Source organism: Cupriavidus sp. GW822-FHT02D05 (genome assembly GCF_058802485.1).
This window is the reverse complement of record NZ_JBXAOE010000020.1, coordinates 64,358-82,329: the sequence shown is the minus strand read 5'-3', so window position 1 is coordinate 82,329 and position 17,972 is coordinate 64,358. Positions and strand designations below refer to the sequence as shown.

General features: G+C 65.9%; 15 protein-coding genes. 5 read left to right on the top strand and 10 right to left on the bottom strand.

The genetic code is table 11. The features are described 5' to 3' along the window. Positions 1–39: 39 nt before the first annotated feature. The 3 genes from adhP to AC1RQK_RS25420 all read right to left on the bottom strand — a co-directional run bounded on the left by adhP (position 40) and on the right by AC1RQK_RS25420 (position 3,869). A complete protein-coding gene (gene adhP / locus AC1RQK_RS25430) occupies positions 40–1,068 on the bottom strand; it encodes an alcohol dehydrogenase AdhP (protein WP_174424598.1) in 1,029 nt (342 codons plus the stop codon). A 114-nt stretch (positions 1,069–1,182) separates the two neighbouring features. After that, positions 1,183–2,703: an aldehyde dehydrogenase gene (adh, locus tag AC1RQK_RS25425; protein WP_416050786.1), complete on the bottom strand. Its 1,521-nt coding sequence runs from the start codon at positions 2,701–2,703 to the stop codon at positions 1,183–1,185. Between the two features lie 218 nt (positions 2,704–2,921). Next, positions 2,922–3,869 (bottom strand): LysR family transcriptional regulator, encoded by a 948-nt coding sequence (locus AC1RQK_RS25420; protein ID WP_416050785.1) that lies wholly within the window; start codon positions 3,867–3,869, stop codon positions 2,922–2,924. A 116-nt stretch (positions 3,870–3,985) separates the two neighbouring features. Here AC1RQK_RS25420 and AC1RQK_RS25415 point away from each other — a divergent pair, with 116 nt between their 5' ends. Next, on the top strand, positions 3,986–7,546 hold the full coding sequence (locus AC1RQK_RS25415) for an indolepyruvate ferredoxin oxidoreductase family protein (protein WP_492811772.1): 3,561 nt from the start codon (positions 3,986–3,988) through the stop codon (positions 7,544–7,546). 88 nt (positions 7,547–7,634) lie between these two features. Here AC1RQK_RS25415 and AC1RQK_RS25410 read toward each other — a convergent pair whose 3' ends face one another. Both AC1RQK_RS25410 and AC1RQK_RS25405 read right to left on the bottom strand, forming a co-directional pair. Beyond that, a complete protein-coding gene (locus tag AC1RQK_RS25410) occupies positions 7,635–7,952 on the bottom strand; it encodes a YnfA family protein (RefSeq protein ID WP_492811770.1) in 318 nt (105 codons plus the stop codon). Continuing rightward, complete coding sequence (locus tag AC1RQK_RS25405) at positions 7,949–8,944, bottom strand: 5'-nucleotidase (RefSeq protein WP_492811768.1); 996 nt, start codon at positions 8,942–8,944, stop codon at positions 7,949–7,951. Before AC1RQK_RS25405 ends, AC1RQK_RS25410 begins: the two co-directional genes overlap by 4 nt. A 208-nt stretch (positions 8,945–9,152) precedes the next feature. On the opposite strand from AC1RQK_RS25405, the gene AC1RQK_RS25400 reads away from it, so the two are divergent. Both AC1RQK_RS25400 and AC1RQK_RS25395 read left to right on the top strand, forming a co-directional pair. Then, positions 9,153–9,698: a hypothetical protein gene (locus AC1RQK_RS25400; RefSeq protein WP_492811766.1), complete on the top strand. Its 546-nt coding sequence runs from the start codon at positions 9,153–9,155 to the stop codon at positions 9,696–9,698. Further along, on the top strand, positions 9,695–10,192 hold the full coding sequence (locus tag AC1RQK_RS25395) for a flagellin family protein (RefSeq protein ID WP_183036963.1): 498 nt from the start codon (positions 9,695–9,697) through the stop codon (positions 10,190–10,192). Before AC1RQK_RS25400 ends, AC1RQK_RS25395 begins: the two co-directional genes overlap by 4 nt. Before the next feature lie 9 nt (positions 10,193–10,201). On the opposite strand, the gene AC1RQK_RS25390 is transcribed toward AC1RQK_RS25395, so the two are convergent. After that, positions 10,202–11,137: a LysR family transcriptional regulator gene (locus tag AC1RQK_RS25390; protein WP_492371777.1), complete on the bottom strand. Its 936-nt coding sequence runs from the start codon at positions 11,135–11,137 to the stop codon at positions 10,202–10,204. Positions 11,138–11,254: 117 nt separating this feature from the next. Here AC1RQK_RS25390 and AC1RQK_RS25385 point away from each other — a divergent pair, with 117 nt between their 5' ends. Both AC1RQK_RS25385 and mdeB read left to right on the top strand, forming a co-directional pair. Next, entirely contained in the window at positions 11,255–12,775 is a 1,521-nt protein-coding gene (locus AC1RQK_RS25385) for a CoA-acylating methylmalonate-semialdehyde dehydrogenase (RefSeq protein WP_492811764.1), read from the top strand. Between the two features lie 366 nt (positions 12,776–13,141). Further along, on the top strand, positions 13,142–15,817 hold the full coding sequence (gene mdeB / locus AC1RQK_RS25380; RefSeq protein ID WP_492811762.1) for an alpha-ketoglutarate dehydrogenase: 2,676 nt from the start codon (positions 13,142–13,144) through the stop codon (positions 15,815–15,817). 98 nt (positions 15,818–15,915) lie between these two features. Here the strand turns inward: mdeB and AC1RQK_RS25375 are convergent, their stop codons facing one another. From AC1RQK_RS25375 to AC1RQK_RS25360, 4 genes are all read right to left on the bottom strand, one after another. Continuing rightward, complete coding sequence (locus tag AC1RQK_RS25375; RefSeq protein WP_309404538.1) at positions 15,916–16,200, bottom strand: hypothetical protein; 285 nt, start codon at positions 16,198–16,200, stop codon at positions 15,916–15,918. A gap of 589 nt (positions 16,201–16,789) precedes the next feature. Beyond that, positions 16,790–17,056, bottom strand: coding sequence for a PAAR domain-containing protein (locus AC1RQK_RS25370; protein ID WP_492811760.1), 267 nt, complete (start codon positions 17,054–17,056; stop codon positions 16,790–16,792). Between the two features lie 19 nt (positions 17,057–17,075). Then, positions 17,076–17,477 (bottom strand): Imm44 family immunity protein, encoded by a 402-nt coding sequence (locus AC1RQK_RS25365; RefSeq protein ID WP_492811758.1) that lies wholly within the window; start codon positions 17,475–17,477, stop codon positions 17,076–17,078. A gap of 9 nt (positions 17,478–17,486) precedes the next feature. Beyond that, a partial coding sequence (locus AC1RQK_RS25360; RefSeq protein WP_492811756.1) for an RHS repeat-associated core domain-containing protein occupies positions 17,487–17,972 on the bottom strand: 486 nt, incomplete at its 5' end.

The following is a 17,972-nucleotide window of genomic DNA, read 5'->3' as shown; positions in this document are numbered from 1 at the left end:
GGCTCCTTGCCTTCAGATGGCAACTTCAGATAGCAAACGTCAAGCAGCAAAGTCCATCACGACCCGGCCTTCGATATCGCCGGCGCGCATGCGCGTGAAGATCTCGTTGATCTTCTCCAGCGGCGCGGTGGACACGGTCGCCTTGACAGCCCCATGCGCGGCGAAGTCGAGCGACTCCTGCAGGTCGCTGCGGGTGCCGACGATGGAGCCGCGGATGGTAATGCCCTTGAGCACCACGTCGAAGATCGGGGTGGGGAAGTCTCCCGGCGGCAAGCCGTTGAGCGCCACTGTGCCGCCCCGCCGGACCATGCCGATCGCCTGGCCGAATGCCTTGGGCGATACCGCCGTCACCAGCGCGCCGTGCGCGCCGCCGATTTCCTTCTGCAGGAACGCCACGGGATCGGTGGTGCGCGCATTGACCGTGACCTCGGCGCCGAGCTTGCGGGCGAGTTCGAGCTTCTTGTCGTCGATATCCACCGCCGCGACGCGCAGCCCCATGGCGCGTGCATATTGCACCGCCACATGGCCAAGCCCGCCGATGCCGGAGATCACGACCCATTGGCCGGGCCGCGTGTCGGTCACTTTCAAGCCCTTGTAGACGGTCACGCCGGCGCAAAGGATCGGCGCGATCTCCACAAAGCCCACGCTGTCCGGCAGCAGGCCCACGTAGTTAGGATCGGCTACCACGTATTCGCCATAGCCGCCGTTGACCGAGTAACCGGTGTTTTGCTGCTTCTCGCACAGGGTTTCCCAGCCTTGCAGGCAGTGCTCGCAGTAGCCGCAGGCGCTATACAGCCAGGGCACGCCGACGCGATCGCCTTCCTTCACGCGGCTCACGCCCGCGCCTACCGCCGAGACATAGCCCACGCCTTCGTGGCCGGGAATAAAGGGCAGGGTCGGCTTGACGGGCCAGTCGCCTTCGGCGGCATGCAGGTCGGTGTGGCATACGCCGGAAGCTTCAATCTTGACCTGGATCTGGCCGCGCCCGGGCTGCGGCACGGGCACTTCATCGATCGTGAGCGGGGCGCCGAACTCGCGCACCACGGCGGCTTTCATCATCGCTGTCATCTCGACTCCTGATTCTGTTGGCAAGGACGCCCGCGCCGCGCGGCGGTAAGCCGGCGGGGGGGCGGGCGCCATGCCGATCATGTCATGGGCGCGAGCGCCCATTCTTGCGCTGTATCAAAAGAAGCCGAGCGCGTTCGGGCTGTAGCTCACCAGCAGGTTCTTGGTCTGCTGGTAGTGGTCCAGCATCATGCGATGGTTCTCGCGCCCGATGCCGGATTGCTTGTAGCCGCCAAATGCCGCATGCGCCGGGTAGGCGTGATAGCAGTTGGTCCACACGCGGCCGGCCTGGATGCCGCGGCCCATGCGGTGCGCGCGCGCGCCGTCTCGCGTCCATACGCCGGCGCCTAGTCCGTACAGCGTGTCATTGGCGATTTCCAGCGCTTCCTCCTCGTCCTTGAACGTGGTCACCGACACCACCGGGCCAAAGATCTCTTCCTGGAAGATGCGCATCTTGTTATGGCCGGAGAACACCGTGGGCTTGACGTAGTAGCCGCTCGCAAGGTCGCCACCCAGCGCGTTGCGCTCGCCGCCGATCAGGCATTGCGCGCCTTCCTGCTTGCCCAGGTCGATATACGACAGGATCTTCTCAAGCTGCTCCTGCGAAGCCTGCGCGCCGATCATGGTGGCCTTGTCGAGCGGGTGGCCTTGCTTGATCGCTGCCACGCGCTTGAGCGCGCGCTCCATGAAGCGCTCGTAGATCGACTCCTGGATCAGCGCGCGCGACGGGCAGGTGCAGACCTCGCCCTGGTTCAGCGCGAACATGGCGAAGCCTTCCAGCGCCTTGTCGAAGTAGGCGTCGTCGGCGGACAGCACGTCCTCGAAGAAGATGTTGGGCGACTTGCCACCTAGTTCCAGCGTGACCGGGATCAGGTTCTGCGAGGCGTACTGCATGATCAGCCGGCCGGTGGTGGTCTCGCCGGTAAAGGCGATCTTGCTGATGCGCGAGCTGGAGGCGAGCGGCTTGCCTGCCTCGAGCCCGAAGCCGTTGATCACATTGAGCACACCCGGCGGCAGCAGGTCGCCGATGATTTCCATCAGCACCAGGATCGAGGCCGGAGTCTGCTCCGCGGGCTTGAGCACCACGCAGTTGCCGGCGGCCAGCGCGGGCGCGAGCTTCCACGTGGCCATCAGGAGCGGGAAATTCCACGGGATGATCTGGCCGACCACGCCCAGCGGCTCATGGAAGTGATAGGCCACGGTGTCGTGGTCGATTTCGGAAATGCCGCCTTCCTGCGCGCGGATGCAGCCGGCGAAGTAGCGGAAATGGTCCACTGCCAGCGGCAGGTCGGCCGCCGTGGTTTCGCGGATGGGCTTGCCGTTGTCGATGGTCTCGGCCACCGCCAGCGTGACCAGGTTGGCCTCGATGCGATCGGCGATGCGGTTCAGGATGTTGGCGCGCTCGGTGGTGGAGGTACGGCCCCAGGCGCCCTTGGCGCGGTGCGCGGCGTCCAGCGCGGCGTCCACGTCCTTCTGGTTGGAGCGCGGCACGCGCGTGAAGGGCTTGCCGGTGACCGGCGAGATCGCTTCAAAGTACTGGCCATCGGCCGGGGCCACCCAGGCGCCGCCGATATAGTTTTCGTACTGTTCCTTGTAGGGATACGCAACGCCCAGCTGGGCGATTTCCGCCATGTTCATGTCTGTCTCCGTCTCGTGATGTCTGTCGTGCCGCGTTGTTCGCGCACAAGCATCCATCCGCAAAAGCTGTGCCTGGCGGACACGGCGCAGCGAGAACGGCGAAACCACGTAAAACCTGGCAAGCAGGGGGCTATGCAGGCGGCCGCCAGTGTGCCGCGGTGCGCCAAGGTGTACCAATCTGGAGCAGCGTGTGGCGCCTTGGCACAGGGGATTGCCGCCTAGCTGCCGCTGGCATGGATCAGGAACTCCCGCAGCGCATCGGCTGGCTTGTCCAGCTTGCGCCCCGGTTGCCACAGCAGCCCCAGTTCCATGTCCGGCACGCCTTCGGCGATCGGCCGCGCCTCGATCTGCTTGCCTTCCAGCGACCACGGGCGGTACACCATGTCGGACAGCACGGTCACGCCAAAGCTGTGCGCCACCAGCCCGCGCAGCCCCTCCATCGAACTGGTGCGAAACGCGATCGATGGCGCCAGCCGCTTGCTGCGCCAGTAGCGCAGCGTGGAGCGCTCGCCTTCATCCACCGTCAGCAGGATGTAGGGATGCGCCGCGATGTCCTTCAGCGTCAGCCTGGGCAGCGCCAGCAGGGGATGCGACGGCGACGCCCATAGCTGGCGCCGCGAGCGGATCAGCGTGTGATGGGCAAAGCGTTGCAGCCTCTCGATATTGGACAGCAGCCCGATGCCAAGCTCGATCTCCCCGGCCAGCACCGCGCGCTCGATGCCGGGACGGTCCATGTCGTGCAGGTCGAAATCGATATCCGGGTAGTTGGTGCGAAACCGCGCCAGCAGGCCCGGCAGCAGGTAGCCCAATACCGTGTAGGACGCCGCCAGGCGCACCGTGCCGCTCAGGTTGTGCGCCTGGAAGCGCGGCTCGCGCAGGGTGTCCTGCACGGCGTCCAGGATTTGCCGGGCGCGCTGATGCAGCCGGTGGCCCTCCGCCGTCAGGGCCACGCCGTGCGGCAGGCGGTCAAAGAGGCGCACGCCAAGCTGCTGCTCCAGCATCAGCACGGCATTGGTAATGGCCGATTGCGACACATGCTCGGCGGTGGCGGCCATGGAGAACTGGCCGGTCTCCGCCGCCGCGGCGAAATAACGGAACTGCCGCAGGGTGATTTCCTTGGCGATACGCTGCCCGCCGTCTTCCTTCCCATGCCGCTCTTTCGCCATATGCCACTCCGCTATGCGATTTTCGGATACCAGCTCTCTGAATTCATGATTTTACGATATCGGCCAGCCTTCCTACACTCAGTGACAGCCCACAAGAGCACACGGAGACAGCATCGATGAATGCCCCCCTATCCTCAGCCCAGCAAGATGCGCTAGCGTCGGTTTCCCTTGACGATAAATACACCCTGGAAAAAGGCCGCGTGTATCTTAGCGGCACCCAGGCGCTGGTGCGCCTGCCCATGCTGCAAAAGGCGCGCGACCTTGCCGCCGGACTGAATACGGCGGGCTTTATCTCCGGCTACCGCGGCTCCCCGCTGGGCGGCGTGGACCAGGCGCTGTGGAAGGCCAAGAAACACCTGGCCGCCAGCGACGTGGTGTTCCAGCCCGGCGTGAACGAAGACCTGGCCGCCACCGCCGTGTGGGGCACCCAGCAGGTCAACCTGTTCCCGGACGCGACCCGCGACGGTGTGTTCTCGATGTGGTACGGCAAGGGCCCGGGGGTGGACCGCTCCATCGACGTGCTCAAGCACGCCAACTCGGCCGGCTCCGCCAAGCACGGCGGCGTGCTGCTGCTGGCGGGCGACGACCACGCCGCCAAGTCGTCCTCGGTGGCGCACCAGTCCGAGCACGTGCTGCTGGCCTCCGGGATTCCGGTGCTGTACCCGTCCAATGTGCAGGAATACCTCGACTACGGCCTGCATGGCTGGGCCATGAGCCGTTACTCCGGCCTGTGGGTGTCGATGAAATGCGTGACCGACGTGGTGGAATCCACCGCCTCGGTGGAGGTCGATCCGGATCGCGTGCAGATCGTGCTGCCGGAGGACTTCGCCATGCCCGAGGGCGGTCTCAATATCCGCTGGCCAGATCCGCCGCTGGCGCAGGAAGCCCGCCTGCTCGACCATAAATGGTATGCGGCGCTGGCCTATATCCGCGCCAACAAGCTCAACCGCGTGGTGCTGGATTCGCCCAACGCGCGCTTTGGCATCATGACCGCCGGCAAGGCCTACCTCGACGTGCGCCAGGCGCTGTCTGACCTGGGCCTTGACGACGATACCTGCCGCCGTATCGGCATCCGCGTGTTCAAGGTGGGCTGCGTGTGGCCCCTGGACGCACACGACGCGCGCGAGTTCGCCACCGGCCTGGAAGAGATCCTGGTGGTGGAAGAAAAGCGCCAGATCCTCGAATACGCGCTCAAGGAAGAACTCTACAACTGGCGCGACGACGTGCGCCCCAAGGTCTACGGCAAGTTCGACGAGCGTGGCAACCACGGCGGCGAATGGTCGCTGCCGCGCGGCAACTGGCTGCTGCCCGCGCACTACGAGCTATCGCCCGCGCTGATCGCCAAGGCCATCGCCACCCGGCTGGAAAAGAGCGACCTGCCCACCGACGTGCGCGAGCGCATCGCCGCGCGCGTGGCGCTGATCGAGGCCAAGGAGCGCGAAGCCGCGCGCCCGCGCATCTCGGTGGAACGCAAGCCCTGGTTCTGCTCGGGCTGCCCGCATAACACCTCCACCCGCGTGCCCGAAGGCTCGCGCGCGCTGGCCGGCATCGGCTGCCACTATATGGCGATGTGGATGGACCGCAATACCGACACCTTCAGCCAGATGGGCGGCGAAGGCGTGGCATGGACCGGGCAGATGCATTTCACTGGCGAGAAGCATGTATTCGTCAACCTGGGCGACGGCACCTATTTCCACTCGGGCCTGCTGGCGGTCCGCGCGTCCATCGCGGCCAAGGCCAATATCACCTACAAGATCCTGTTCAACGACGCCGTGGCGATGACCGGCGGCCAGCCGGTGGACGGCGTGCTGACGGTGCCGCAGATCGCTCACCAGGTGCTGGCCGAAGGCGCCAGCAAGATCGTGGTGGTCACCGACGAGCCCGAGAAATACGGCGACGGCGGCATGCTGCCCGCCAGCGTGACCGTGCACCACCGCGACAAGCTCGATGAGATCCAGGTCCAGCTGCGCGATACCGCCGGCGTCACCATCCTGATCTACGACCAGACCTGCGCCACCGAAAAGCGCCGCCGCCGCAAGCGCGGCACCATGGCCGACCCTGCCAAGCGCGCGTTCATCAACGACGCGGTCTGCGAAGGTTGTGGCGATTGCTCGGTCAAGTCCAATTGCCTGTCCGTGGAGCCGCTGGAGACGCCGCTGGGCACCAAGCGCAAGATCAACCAGTCCTCCTGCAACAAGGACTTTTCCTGCGTCAACGGCTTCTGCCCGAGCTTTGTCACGGCTGAGGGCGCACAAGTGCGCAAGCCGGCCGCGGCGGGCGGCAAGGGCGCGCTCGCCGATTTCAGCGCGCTGCCGCAGCCGGCGCTCCCCACGCTGGAGCGGCCCTACGGCGTGCTGGTAACGGGCGTCGGCGGCACCGGCGTGGTCACCATCGGCGGCCTGCTTGGCATGGCTGCCCACCTGGAGCAAAAGGGCGTGACCGTGCTCGACATGGCCGGCCTGGCGCAGAAGGGCGGCGCGGTGATCAGCCATGTGCAGATCGCCCCGACCCCGGCCGCGCTGCACGCCACCCGCATCGCCACCGGCGAGGCACGGCTGGTGATCGGCTGCGACGCGATCGTCTCCGCCTCGCCCGAGGTCTTGTCCAAGACCCGGGTCGACGTGACGGCAGCCGCCATCAACAGTGCCAATACGCCTACCGCAGACTTCATCAAGAACCCGAACTGGAAATTCCCGGGCGCCTCGGCCGAGCAGGACCTGCGCGCCAGCGTCGGCGACGCCTGCGCCTTTATCGATGCCAATGCGTGGGCCGTGAAGCTGCTGGCCGATTCGATCTACTCCAACCCGCTGCTGCTGGGCTTTGCCTGGCAAAAGGGCTGGGTCCCGTTGCGGCGCGATAGCCTCGTGCGCGCCATCGAGCTGAACGGCGTATCGGTGGAGAAGAACCTGCTGGCCTTCGACTGGGGCCGCTATCTGGCGCATCACGGCGAGGCTGCGCTCGCAGCGCAATTGCAGACCACGCCGCGTGCCCAGGTAGTGGCCATGCCGGAGACGCTCGACAGCGTCATCCGCCAGCGCGAAGCCCTGCTCACGGCCTACCAGAACCCGGCGTACGCGGCCCGGTACCGCGCCGCAGTCGAAAGCGTGCGCGCTGCGGAGAAGCGCGTGGGCGCCAACCCGCGCTTGCCGCTCGCCGAAGCCGTGGCGCGCAACCTCGCCAAGCTGATGGCCTACAAGGACGAGTACGAAGTCGCCCGCCTGTACGCCGACCCCGCCTTCCTGGACAAGCTGCGCGCGCAGTTCGAAGGCGAACCTGGCCGCGACTACCAGCTCAGTTTCCACCTGGCTCCCCCGCTGCTGGCAAAGCGGGACTCGCATGGCCACCTGGTCAAGCGCCGCTTCGGCCCGGCCATGCTGACCGCCTTCCGTCTGCTGGCACGCGCCAAGGGCTTGCGCGGCACCGCCTTCGACGTGTTCGGCAAGACCGCCGAGCGACGCGCGGAACGCAAGCTGATCGAGGACTACATCGCGATGGCGGCGGAGTTCGGCGCGACGCTGAATGCGGACCGGCTGGATACGGCGGTGGCGCTGGCGAGCTTGCCCGACGACATCCGCGGCTTCGGGCATGTCAAGCAAGCCAATATGGAGAAGGCGGCGGCGCGGCGGGTGGCGCTGCTGGCGCAGTATCGCGGGGCGGCGGCGCGGGTCGCGGCCTGAGCGGCGCGGGCGCAATGGCTGGCTGGGCGCGGATCGGGAGGGCGGGCGCTAGCCGTAGCGCAAGCGCTCCATCACGCTCCGCGCCGCTTCAACGCGGCTGAAAAACAATCATCGCCATCCCGGCAATCGCCACCGCCACCCCCGCCAGATCCCAGTGGCTAGGCTTCACCCCATCCACCAGCCAGAGCCACAGAATAGCCACCGCAATATAAATGCCGCCATAGGCCGCATAAACCCGCCCGGAAGCATCCGGGTGCAGCGACAGCAGCCAGGCGAACAGCGCCAGCGACAGCGCGCCTGGCACCAGCAGCCACACGCTGGCCCCCTGGCGCAGCCACAGGTAGGGGAAATAGCAGCCCAGGATTTCCGCGCAGGCCGTGATGAGGTAAAGGGCGAAGGTCTTCATGCGGCGCAGATGGGTGCGTTGCCGGCCTGGCCGGCGGCATCGGTGTCGTCGTTCCTGGCGCGCTTGCGCGCGGGCCTGCGTTTGCCGCCGCCCAGCTCACCACCTTTGTATGGCACCCGCCCCGACGGCACCACCGCCGACGCCAGTTCCACATGCCCTTCCTGGTCGTCGAAGAACATATGCGCGCCGAACGCCTGCAGCACTTGATCCTTAGGCAAGCCGCCGAGGAAAAAGGCTTCATCGATGCTGACGTTCCACGCGCGCAGGGTATGCACCACCCGTGTGTGCGCCGGGCTGTTGCGCGCCGTCACGATGGCGATGCGCACCGGGCATTTCCCGGGCGGGAAGTGCGACTGGATCTCCGCCAGCCGGAGCAGCAGCTTGGCAAACGGCCCTTCGGCCATGGCCTTGTGGCGGTGTTTTTGCTCATGCCGGACGAAGGCTTCCAGCCCTTTTTGCTTGAAGATCTGCTCGGACTCCGGCGAGAACAGCACGGCATCGCCGTCGAAGGCAATGCGGATCTGGCCGGCGGGGGCGTGATAGTCGGCGGGCGCGGCGTACAGCTGGGCCGCGGCCACGCCGCCGTCGATGGCGGCCTGCACGTCGGTGGCCTCGCGTGAGAGGAACAGGTCCACCTTGAAGGCTTGCAGGTAGCGCGAGATCGATTCGCCGCCGGTGAATGCCGCGCGGGTGATGTCGAGCCGGTGGGTCTCGATGGCATTGAACGCGCGCAGCCCGGTGTCCGGCGAATTGCGCGAGATCACCACGACCTCGACCAGCCTTCGGTCCGGGATCAGGTGATTGAGTCCGAGCAGCGCCTGCACCAGCGGAAAGGCCGTGCCCGGCAGCAGGGGTTCGTCCTCATGCTGACGCTGGTAGGCGGAGTAGGACGCCACCCCCTCGGATTGATAGATGCCGTTCTCGTGCTCGAGGTCGAACAACGCCCGGGACGAGATGCCGATGACGAGTTTGTCTGTGAGATCGTAGGCCATGCCGCAGTATAAAGGCAGACGATTCGGTGCTGGCGACGCGCCGGGTGGATGCGCCGCTCACCGGATGCATCCAGCGCACGCTGTCGTTCTTACAATCTTTGACATTTCTGCGCTTTGCGACGCAAGTGCGCGCGCGTATGCTGGCCCGCATTTGCGAATGCGCCGGGCATGCCGGGCATAGCCTTCCCCGATTTTCCATCCCCCAACGATGACTCCTGATTCCCTCCGCGCGCGGCCCGGGACCGGCCTGCGCGGCCCGGCCGCGCTTGCCGCCGCGATTGCCCTTTGCTTATCCGCCACGGGCTGCAGTTCCTTGCTGAGCGAGGGCACGGCGGCCGGTGCGGGCATTGCCAGCGCCAGCATTGCCGGTGCGCTGACCGACAACGCGGCGGTGGCGACCGGCATTGGCCTAGGTGTGCAAGCGGGCGCCAGGGCCGCCTTGCAGTACAGCCAACGCAAAATCCACGCGGCGGCGCAAGACCGCATCGCCATGGCCGCCGGCCCGCTGGCGGTGGATGCGGTGGCGGACTGGAGGACCGATCACGCCGTGCCGCTCGAGCCTGCGGAGCATGGCCGGGTCACGGTCAGCCGGGAGATCGGCGGCAAGTCCCTGCAGTGCAAGGAGATCGTGTTCTCGGTGGACGACGAAGCGAAATCCAGCGCGTTCTATATCGCGGCGATCTGCCGGGACGGCCAGACGTGGAAGTGGGCGTCGGCGGAGCCGGCCACCGAGCGGTGGGGGGCGCTGCAATGAGCGGCCCGCACCGGTTGCGGGTCATCGTGCCCGTGCTTGCGGCCGCCCTGGCCACCGGCTGCTCGTCGGTCGGCGACCTGACCGGCGCGGTGGCCGGCGTGGCGACCGGCGCGGTCACCGGCAACCCGGCCCTGGCCGCCGGCGTGGCCATCGGCGTCAGCGCCGCCACGGATGCCGGCGCCAAATACGTCTTGCGCAACTGGCAGCAGGCGGAGCAGGACAGCATCGCCGCCACCATCGGCGCCATGCCGGTCGATGCGCAGCAGCGCTGGGAAATCCGCCACCCCTTGCCCTATGCCAACGAGCATGGCTGGGTGCGGGTGGTGCGCGTCATCCGCACGCCGCTGGCGGAATGCCGGGAGGCGCTGTTCTCGGTGGACGACGACGCCAGGCAACAGCGCGCCTGGTTCCTGACCACCGCCTGCCGGCAGCCCACCGGCTGGAAATGGGCGGCGGCGGAGCCGGCGGTGCCGCGCTGGGGCAACCTGCAGTAAGGCAGGGCTTCAGCCCATCGTGAAGCCATCCTTCAGCGTCTCGCGCAGGTAGTCCACAAACACGCGCACGGCGCGCGGCAGGTAGGGGCTGTAAGGGCGGATGGCGAACAGGTGGTCGCCAAAGGCCCCCGCCGGGCGCCAGTTGGGCAGGACCTTGACCAGCCTGCCGGCGGCCACGTCCGCCTGGGCGGTGAAGTCCGGCAGCAGGGCGATGCCCAGACCGCCCAGCGCCGCCTCGCGCAGGGCCTCGCTGTTGTTGGCGGCAAAGCTGCCGTGGATGGCCACGCTGCGCCGGGGGGCGGCTCCGCGCAGCGGCTCGAAGCTCCAGGTGGGCGATTCGCCCCGCCGGAAGTAATGCAGACAGGCGTGCGCGGCCAGTTCCTCCGGGGATTCGGGCGAGCCATGGCGCTTCAGGTAGCTGCGCGTTGCCACCAGCACCGTGTTCGTGCGGCATAGCGTCCAGGCGATATGCGTATCCGGCGCTACCGAGGCATGCCGGATTGCCAGGTCGAAGCCTTCCTGCGCCAGCGCGGTGAACTTGTCGGAAAACTCCATCTCGATCCGCACCTCCGGATAGGCCTTCAGAAAGGCTGGGATGCGCGGGACGATCTGCTGCCGGCCCAGCGCCACTGGCGCCGTGACCCGCAGCAAGCCGCGCGGCTCGCCGGCAAGATCGCGCACGCCTGCAAAGCTGCGCTCGATGTCCGCGAAGGCGTTGCGCGTGGTGTCCGCGAGTTGCTGGCCCGCTTCGGTGAGCCGGACGCTGCGGGTAGTCCGCTGCACCAGCGGCACCCCGGCGCTGCGCTCCAGCTCCGCGATGCGCTGGCTCATGGCCCCCTTGCTCAGGCCCAGGCGCACGGCCGCGGCCGTGTAGCTGCCAAGCTCACCCAGCACGACCAGCGAGTAAAGGTGCGCCCAGTTGGGTTCTTTATTTTCGTCTTCCATCGCGGCATTGTTTACTTTGCTAAACAATGAGTCAAGCCGCGCGGCATTGATGGGGGAAGGGACCGTGACTACACTCGTCGCATTGGCTAATCCCTCTCTTTCCTTGAAGGCAGCAACGTGAAGACTCCCATCGCATACACCGAAGGCGGCCAGCTCGGCCACTACATCAACGGCAGCCGGGTTGCCAGCGCCAGCGGACGCGCGCAGGATGTCTTCAATCCCGCCACCGGCGCCGCCGCGCGCACCGTGGCGCTGGGCTCGGTCGACGAAGCCGGCACCGCGATTGCCGCTGCGGCCGCGGCCTTTCCGGCCTGGGCGGACACGCCCCCGATCCGCCGCGCGCGGGTCATGCAACGCTTCTTGCAACTGATGAACCAGAATCGCGACACGCTCGCGGCGATGATCACGGCGGAACACGGCAAGGTCTTTTCCGACGCGCAGGGCGAAGTCTCCCGGGGCATCGACATCATCGAGTTTGCCTGCGGCATCCCCCAACTGCTCAAGGGCGACTACACGGACCAGGTCAGCACCGGCATGGACAACTGGACGCTGCGCCAGCCGCTGGGCGTGGTGGTTGGCATCACGCCGTTCAACTTCCCCTGCATGGTCCCGTGCTGGATGTTCCCGATCGCGCTGGCGGCCGGCAACACCTTCGTGCTCAAGCCCAGCGAGCGCGATCCCAGCGCCAGCCTTTTCATGGCGGATCTGCTGACCGAAGCCGGCTTGCCGGCCGGCGTGTTCAACGTGGTGCAGGGCGACAAGGTCGTGGTCGACGCACTGATCGAACATCCTGACGTCAAGGCAGTGAGCTTTGTCGGCTCTACCCCGATCGCCCAGTACATCAGTGAGCGCTCGGCGCATTTCGGCAAGCGCGTGCAGGCGCTCGGCGGCGCCAAGAACCACCTGGTGGTCATGCCCGACGCGGACATCGAACAAGCCGTGGACGCCTTGATCGGCGCCGGCTACGGCTCGGCCGGCGAGCGCTGCATGGCGATCTCGATCGCCGTGCTGGTGGGCGATGTCGCGGACAAGATCCTCCCGCTACTGGCCGAGCGCGTGAAGGCACTGGTGATCGGCAATGGCATGAACGCCGAGGCCGAGATGGGTCCCATCGTCACGCGCCAGGCCCTGGAGCGGATCGAAGGCTACGTCGGCATCGGCGTGGAGGAAGGCGCCACGCTGGTGGTGGACGGACGCGATTGCCGCGTGCCCGGCCATGAAGCGGGCTTCTTCACGGGCGGCACCTTGTTCGACAACGTGACCCCCGCCATGCGCATCTACAAGGAAGAAATCTTCGGCCCGGTGCTGGGCTGCGTGCGCGTGAAGGATTTTTCCCAGGCCGTGCAACTGGTCAACGACCATGAGTTCGGCAACGGCGTGGCCTGCTACACCAGCGACGGCGGCGTGGCGCGTGAGTTTGCGCGGCGCATCCAGGTCGGCATGGTCGGCATCAATGTGCCTATCCCGGTGCCGATGGCCTGGCACGGCTTTGGCGGATGGAAGCGCAGCCTGTTTGGCGACACCCACGCGTATGGCGAGGAAGGCGTGCGCTTCTACACCAAGCAGAAGTCGGTCATGCAGCGCTGGCCCGACAGCATCGGCAAGGGCGCCGAGTTCGCCATGCCGACGGCGAAGTAATTTTCGGGTAACTACACCGGATGCATCAGGTCCGGTCAGCCCCACTGATTGCAGTTTGAGGGTGCTGAGTACCCGCCTCATCAGGCGCGCTTTGCGTTGAGCCACGCTGGAAGCACCCGGCATGATCATCGTCCCCGCCGGTTTTTGCCGCGTCCGGGCAATCGATAGGCGCGCCGGCGATACGCCAAGCCCATCTGCCACCACTTGCAGCCGGCGTGCCCGTCCCCACAGCACATTGCGCTGCCAGCCGCCCAGCCGCAGCACGCTACGCTGCCGGCGGCCGGCTTCGCCTGCCAATTCGGCAGCTTCTGCCGCGGTCTCCTCCCTACAATCCAATAGAGAAGAACAAAGCCCACGGAGACCGCAATGCGTGCCCTGCCAAAGACAGACGCCATCCAGATTGCCCCTGGCGAAGGGCACGACCCCGACGTTGAGGAAACCGGCGAATGGCTCGACGCCCTGGCCGGCGTCTTTCGCACCGGCGGCGCGCCGCGTGCGCGCTTTCTGCTGGAGCGCCTTGCCGAGCATGCCAGCCATCTCGGCCTTGGCGAACGGGCGCATCCGTACTCGGCCTACCAGAACAGCATCGGCGTAGGCGAGCAGCCGCGCTATCCCGGCGACCTTGCCATGGAGCAGCGGCTGACCTCGATCATCCGCTGGAACGCGCTGGCCATGGTGGTGCGCGCCAACAAGGCCTACGGCGAACTAGGCGGCCACCTTGCCAGCTATGCCTCCGCCGCCGAGATCTTCGAGGTGGGTTTCAATCACTTCTTCCGCGCCGACGATGGGGACCACAAGGGCGACCTGGTCTACTTCCAGCCGCATTCCGCGCCGGGCGTCTATGCACGCGCCTTCCTGGAGGGACGGCTGTCCGAGTCCCAACTGGCGAGCTACCGGCAGGAAACCGGCGGCGGTGGCCTCTCCTCCTATCCGCATCCCTGGCTGATGCCGGATTTCTGGCAATTCCCGACCGGCTCCATGGGCATCGGCCCGATCAGCGCCATCTACCAGGCCCGCTTCCTGCGGTATCTCGGGCATCGCGGCATTGCCGATACCGCTGCGCGGCGCGTGTGGGGCGTGTTCGGGGATGGCGAGATGGACGAGCCGGAGTCGCTTGCCGCGCTCTCGCTGGCGGCGCGCGAGAAGCTCGACAACCTCACCTTCGTCATCAACTGCAACCTGCAGCGGCTCGATGGCCCGGTGCGCGGCAACGGCCAGGTGATCCACGAGCTGGAGGCGCTGTTTGGCGGCGCCGGCTGGCACGTCGTCAAGGTGGTCTGGGGTTCCGAGTGGGATGCGCTGTTTGCGCGCGACACCAATCACGCGCTGCTGCGGCGCTTTGCTGCGATGGTGGACGGCGAGTACCAGAACCTCGGGGCCAAGGATGGCGACTACAACCTGGCCCACTTCTTCAACACGGACCCCGAGCTCAAGGCCCTGGTCGCCAGCATGAGCAGCGCGGATATCGATGCGCTGCGCCGGGGCGGCCATGACTTTCGCAAGCTGTACGCCGCGTTCCAGGATGCGCAGGCGCACAAGGGCAAGCCCACCGTGATCCTCGCCAAGACCAAGAAGGGCTACGGCATGGGCGAAGCGGGCGAGTCCCGCATGACGGCCCACCAGCAGAAGAAGCTTGATATCGACGCGCTGCGTGCCTTCCGCGACCGCTTTGCGCTGCCGCTGGACGACGATGCCGTGGCGGAACTGCGCTTCTACAAGCCGGCCGACGACAGCCCGGAGATGACCTACCTCCATGCGCGCCGGCAAGCGCTGGGCGGCTACCTGCCAGCCCGCGCGCGCACCGCGCCCGCGCTGCGCATGCCCGACCTGATGCAGTACGGCCGCTTTGCCATGGAGCCGGACGAGCGCGCCGTCTCCACCACCACGGGCGTGGTGCGCCTGTTCACCAACCTGATCAAGGACAAGGACATCGGCCCGCGCGTGGTGCCCATCGTGGCCGACGAGGCGCGCACCTTCGGCATGGCCAACCTGTTCCGGCAGATCGGCATCTACTCGCCGGTAGGCCAGCTCTACGAGCCGGAAGATGCCGGCTCGATGCTGTACTACAAGGAAAGCCAGCAAGGGCAACTGCTGGAAGAAGGCATCACCGAAGCCGGCGCGCTGGCGTCGTGGACGGCCGCGGCAACGTCATACAGCGTGAGCGGCGTTGCCATGCTGCCGTTCTATATCTATTACTCGATGTTCGGCTTCCAGCGCGTCGGCGACCTGATCTGGGCGGCGGCGGACCAGCGCGCGCGCGGCTTCCTGATCGGCGCCACAGCCGGGCGCACCACGCTTGCCGGCGAAGGCCTGCAGCACCAGGATGGCACCAGCCAGCTGATCGCCGCCACGGTGCCGAACTGCCGCGCCTACGATCCGGCCTTCGCCAGCGAAGCCGCGGTCATCATCCACCACGGCGCGCGCAGCATGCTGGAAGCGCAGCGCGACGAGTTCTACTACCTGACCGTCAACAACGAGAACTACGTGCAGGCGCCGCTGCGCGAGGACGCGCACGACGACGTGATCAAGGGCATGTACCTTTTCGGCACGCGCGGCCCCGAAGGCGCTGCCACCAGCGTGAGGCTGCTCGGCTCGGGCGCCATCCTGCGCGAAGTCATCGCCGCCGCGGACCTGCTGGCAAGCGACTGGGATATCAAGTCAGAGATCTGGAGCGTGACCAGCTTCTCCGAGCTCGCCAGGGACGCCCGCGAATGCGAGCGCGCCAGCCTGTTCGCCAGCGGCGGCGAAACGCAAAGCCATTTGCAGCGCTCGCTGCCGGGCGCTACCCCGGTCATTGCCGCCACCGACTACGTGCGGGCCTATGCGCAGCTCATCGCCTCGTACCTGCGCGCGCCGTTCACCGCGCTTGGCACAGACGGCTTCGGTCGCAGCGACACGCGCGCCGCGCTGCGCCGCTTCTTCGAGATCGACCGCTACCACGTGGCGATTGCCGCGCTGCGGTCGATTTCTCCGGCGCTGCATGCCAAGGGGCTGGAGCGCTATGGCGTGAGGACGGAGGTGGATGCGCCCTGGGCGCGTTAAGGCAGCGCCTGGGCGATAGCCGCCAGCAAGTCTGTGGCGAAGATGCGCGTGGTCGGGTTATGGAGCAGGTTGCGGTCTTCTTGCCGGTGGCCCCTGCTTCAGCCTGCCTCGTCCCTATGGCCCGCCGCTAGCTCGCTCATGACCTGCGCTTCCCGTGCGATCCCGGCTGCCAGCGACAGCACGTCGCTCTGGAACTCCGGATTCAATGCGCCAAAGGTGTCGCTGCAAGCGGCATAGTCGCTGAGCATGAACAGCAGGCTGTGGAGTTGCGCGGCCTTTTCGGCGGCAGCGCTCAAGGGGCTTTGGCAGGGGAAATGCGTGGTGAGGAAGAGGGCGGAGCCGGTTTGTTCGGCGGTGATACGGAAGCGGGTGTGCTTAGCCACGGGGCGTTCTCCTCTGCGTGATGGTCTCGGGCCCTCTTGCTCCGGCTCTCACCCCGGGTCGCTGTGGTTGCAGCGACATGCCTAGTATAGCGTGGGTGGCGCCTCCTCTTTCAAGTGGCCGGCCTCTCCCTGTGCCTGGAAGCGCCCCGGCTACTTGCGTACTTGATGCGATAGGTGTGGTCGAGGATGTCGTTGTAGCACCGGGTCTCATTGCCCAGCGCATCGGTGATGTAGGTCAGGCGGATGTTCTCGTCCCACGCCAGCTGGTCGCCATCCCACCCATGGAGCGTGAAGGCGCAGCCGTGTGCCTTGTTCAGCCGCGCCCGCTCGTTGATCCGGTAGCCCTTGCCGTCATGGGGGTTGTCGAAGTAGACGGCCGACGACGACTTGCTGAGCCGCCGCCCCAGCCATCGTACCGGTAGCGCACTTGCAGCTCCGGATTGTAGTAGCCCACCAGTCGGTTGAAGCTGTCCCAGATAAAGCCCGCGCCCGTGCCGTTGGTCATGCGATGGGTAAGGTTGCCGCGCTCGTCCCAGCGGTAGTGGGTTTCGGCAGATTTCTTGAAACGCCCCGCTGACATACCTCAACGCTAGCGCTGCACCTGGGCAAGTGGATTGCCGGCGATCAGAGTGGCCCCGCACGCCGTTTTCATTCCATGTAACGCGACCGGCGTGCCATCAATGGTGTAGGCACGATTGCCTTCACTGATCGGAAACACGCCTTTGCATTTGGGACACGAAACCATGTGGCCACGTCCGGCGATCTGCCTGCCGTTCAGATTGGTGCCAGCAAATCCCTCCAGCACCACGCCACCGTGGTCGGTCATATCGCCGACGCAAGCAATGCCGTCCATCATGCGTTACTCCCGGAGGCCATCATTCTGCCAACAAACTACGACGAGCTTGCGCCAGCGCTGCCCGGAGCTTCTGCTGACTTTCTGGTGAGACTTTGAGCTTCGGCATCAAATCAACAGACCGGTTCAACGCGTCGAAGATCATCGTCATCTGCTTTCCAGGGCTAGCCTGCTTGAACTCAGCGTGAAGAATGTGCAGGCGAAATTCCAGCGTCCGTCGCTTCAACGACCTTCGTACTATCTCTGGATATGCGTCCAAGAATTTTTCAGAAAGAATGATGGCGATAAACGACCACCTTTCCATATCATCGGAAAACGACAGATCACCCAGCATCCGGTTAACTTCCGGCTCAATTATATTAAACCGTTTTCTGTAATCCTCCGCAATGTCATCCTCCGTTTCTCCTGATATCCACAATTTCATTTCCGCTCCTCAATAGTCATTTTTGTTCAGACGTGGCCGTTCGCCGCCATGCGCGGCCTTGTACTCCAGAATTTTCTTATGCTGCCAACAGTGCATCTCTCGCTTGGTACCTGCTGCCACAGGGATCATTTGGGCGTTCTCACTATTGAGATACTGATCCGTATATCTTGCTTTGCCGCGAGTGGTTTCCCCATACTTGAGGATTTCCCCTGTTGTCCGGTCTCGCAATATGTAGCCGATCGCCGGCACCTTGCTGTCCAGATCATTACCGTGAAGGTCGCATCCCTTTGGCGGTAGTGGGGGCTTGTTCGGGTTCTGGCCCGAGCCAAACCGGCCATTCGAGCTTCTGGGCTGCCCTGGCCACAATCCTAATGGATCAACCCACTCGGTCGGATTGGGTGCATATTGGTGGACGTTAATCCCACCAGCCAACCCAATCGGATCCTTGCTAACGAACCGTCCCGACACCGGATCATAATACCGATGCCGGTTGTA

Coding starts and splice junctions, on each gene's coding strand:
- adhP (WP_174424598.1), bottom strand. CDS start 1,068: ATGACAGCGATGATGAAAGCCGCCGTGGTGCGCGAGTTCGGCGCCCCG.
- adh (WP_416050786.1), bottom strand. CDS start 2,703: ATGAACATGGCGGAAATCGCCCAGCTGGGCGTTGCGTATCCCTACAAG.
- AC1RQK_RS25420 (WP_416050785.1), bottom strand. CDS start 3,869: ATGGCGAAAGAGCGGCATGGGAAGGAAGACGGCGGGCAGCGTATCGCC.
- AC1RQK_RS25415 (WP_492811772.1), top strand. CDS start 3,986: ATGAATGCCCCCCTATCCTCAGCCCAGCAAGATGCGCTAGCGTCGGTT.
- AC1RQK_RS25410 (WP_492811770.1), bottom strand. CDS start 7,952: ATGAAGACCTTCGCCCTTTACCTCATCACGGCCTGCGCGGAAATCCTG.
- AC1RQK_RS25405 (WP_492811768.1), bottom strand. CDS start 8,944: ATGGCCTACGATCTCACAGACAAACTCGTCATCGGCATCTCGTCCCGG.
- AC1RQK_RS25400 (WP_492811766.1), top strand. CDS start 9,153: ATGACTCCTGATTCCCTCCGCGCGCGGCCCGGGACCGGCCTGCGCGGC.
- AC1RQK_RS25395 (WP_183036963.1), top strand. CDS start 9,695: ATGAGCGGCCCGCACCGGTTGCGGGTCATCGTGCCCGTGCTTGCGGCC.
- AC1RQK_RS25390 (WP_492371777.1), bottom strand. CDS start 11,137: ATGGAAGACGAAAATAAAGAACCCAACTGGGCGCACCTTTACTCGCTG.
- mdeB (WP_492811762.1), top strand. CDS start 13,142: ATGCGTGCCCTGCCAAAGACAGACGCCATCCAGATTGCCCCTGGCGAA.
- AC1RQK_RS25370 (WP_492811760.1), bottom strand. CDS start 17,056: ATGATGGACGGCATTGCTTGCGTCGGCGATATGACCGACCACGGTGGC.
- AC1RQK_RS25365 (WP_492811758.1), bottom strand. CDS start 17,477: ATGAAATTGTGGATATCAGGAGAAACGGAGGATGACATTGCGGAGGAT.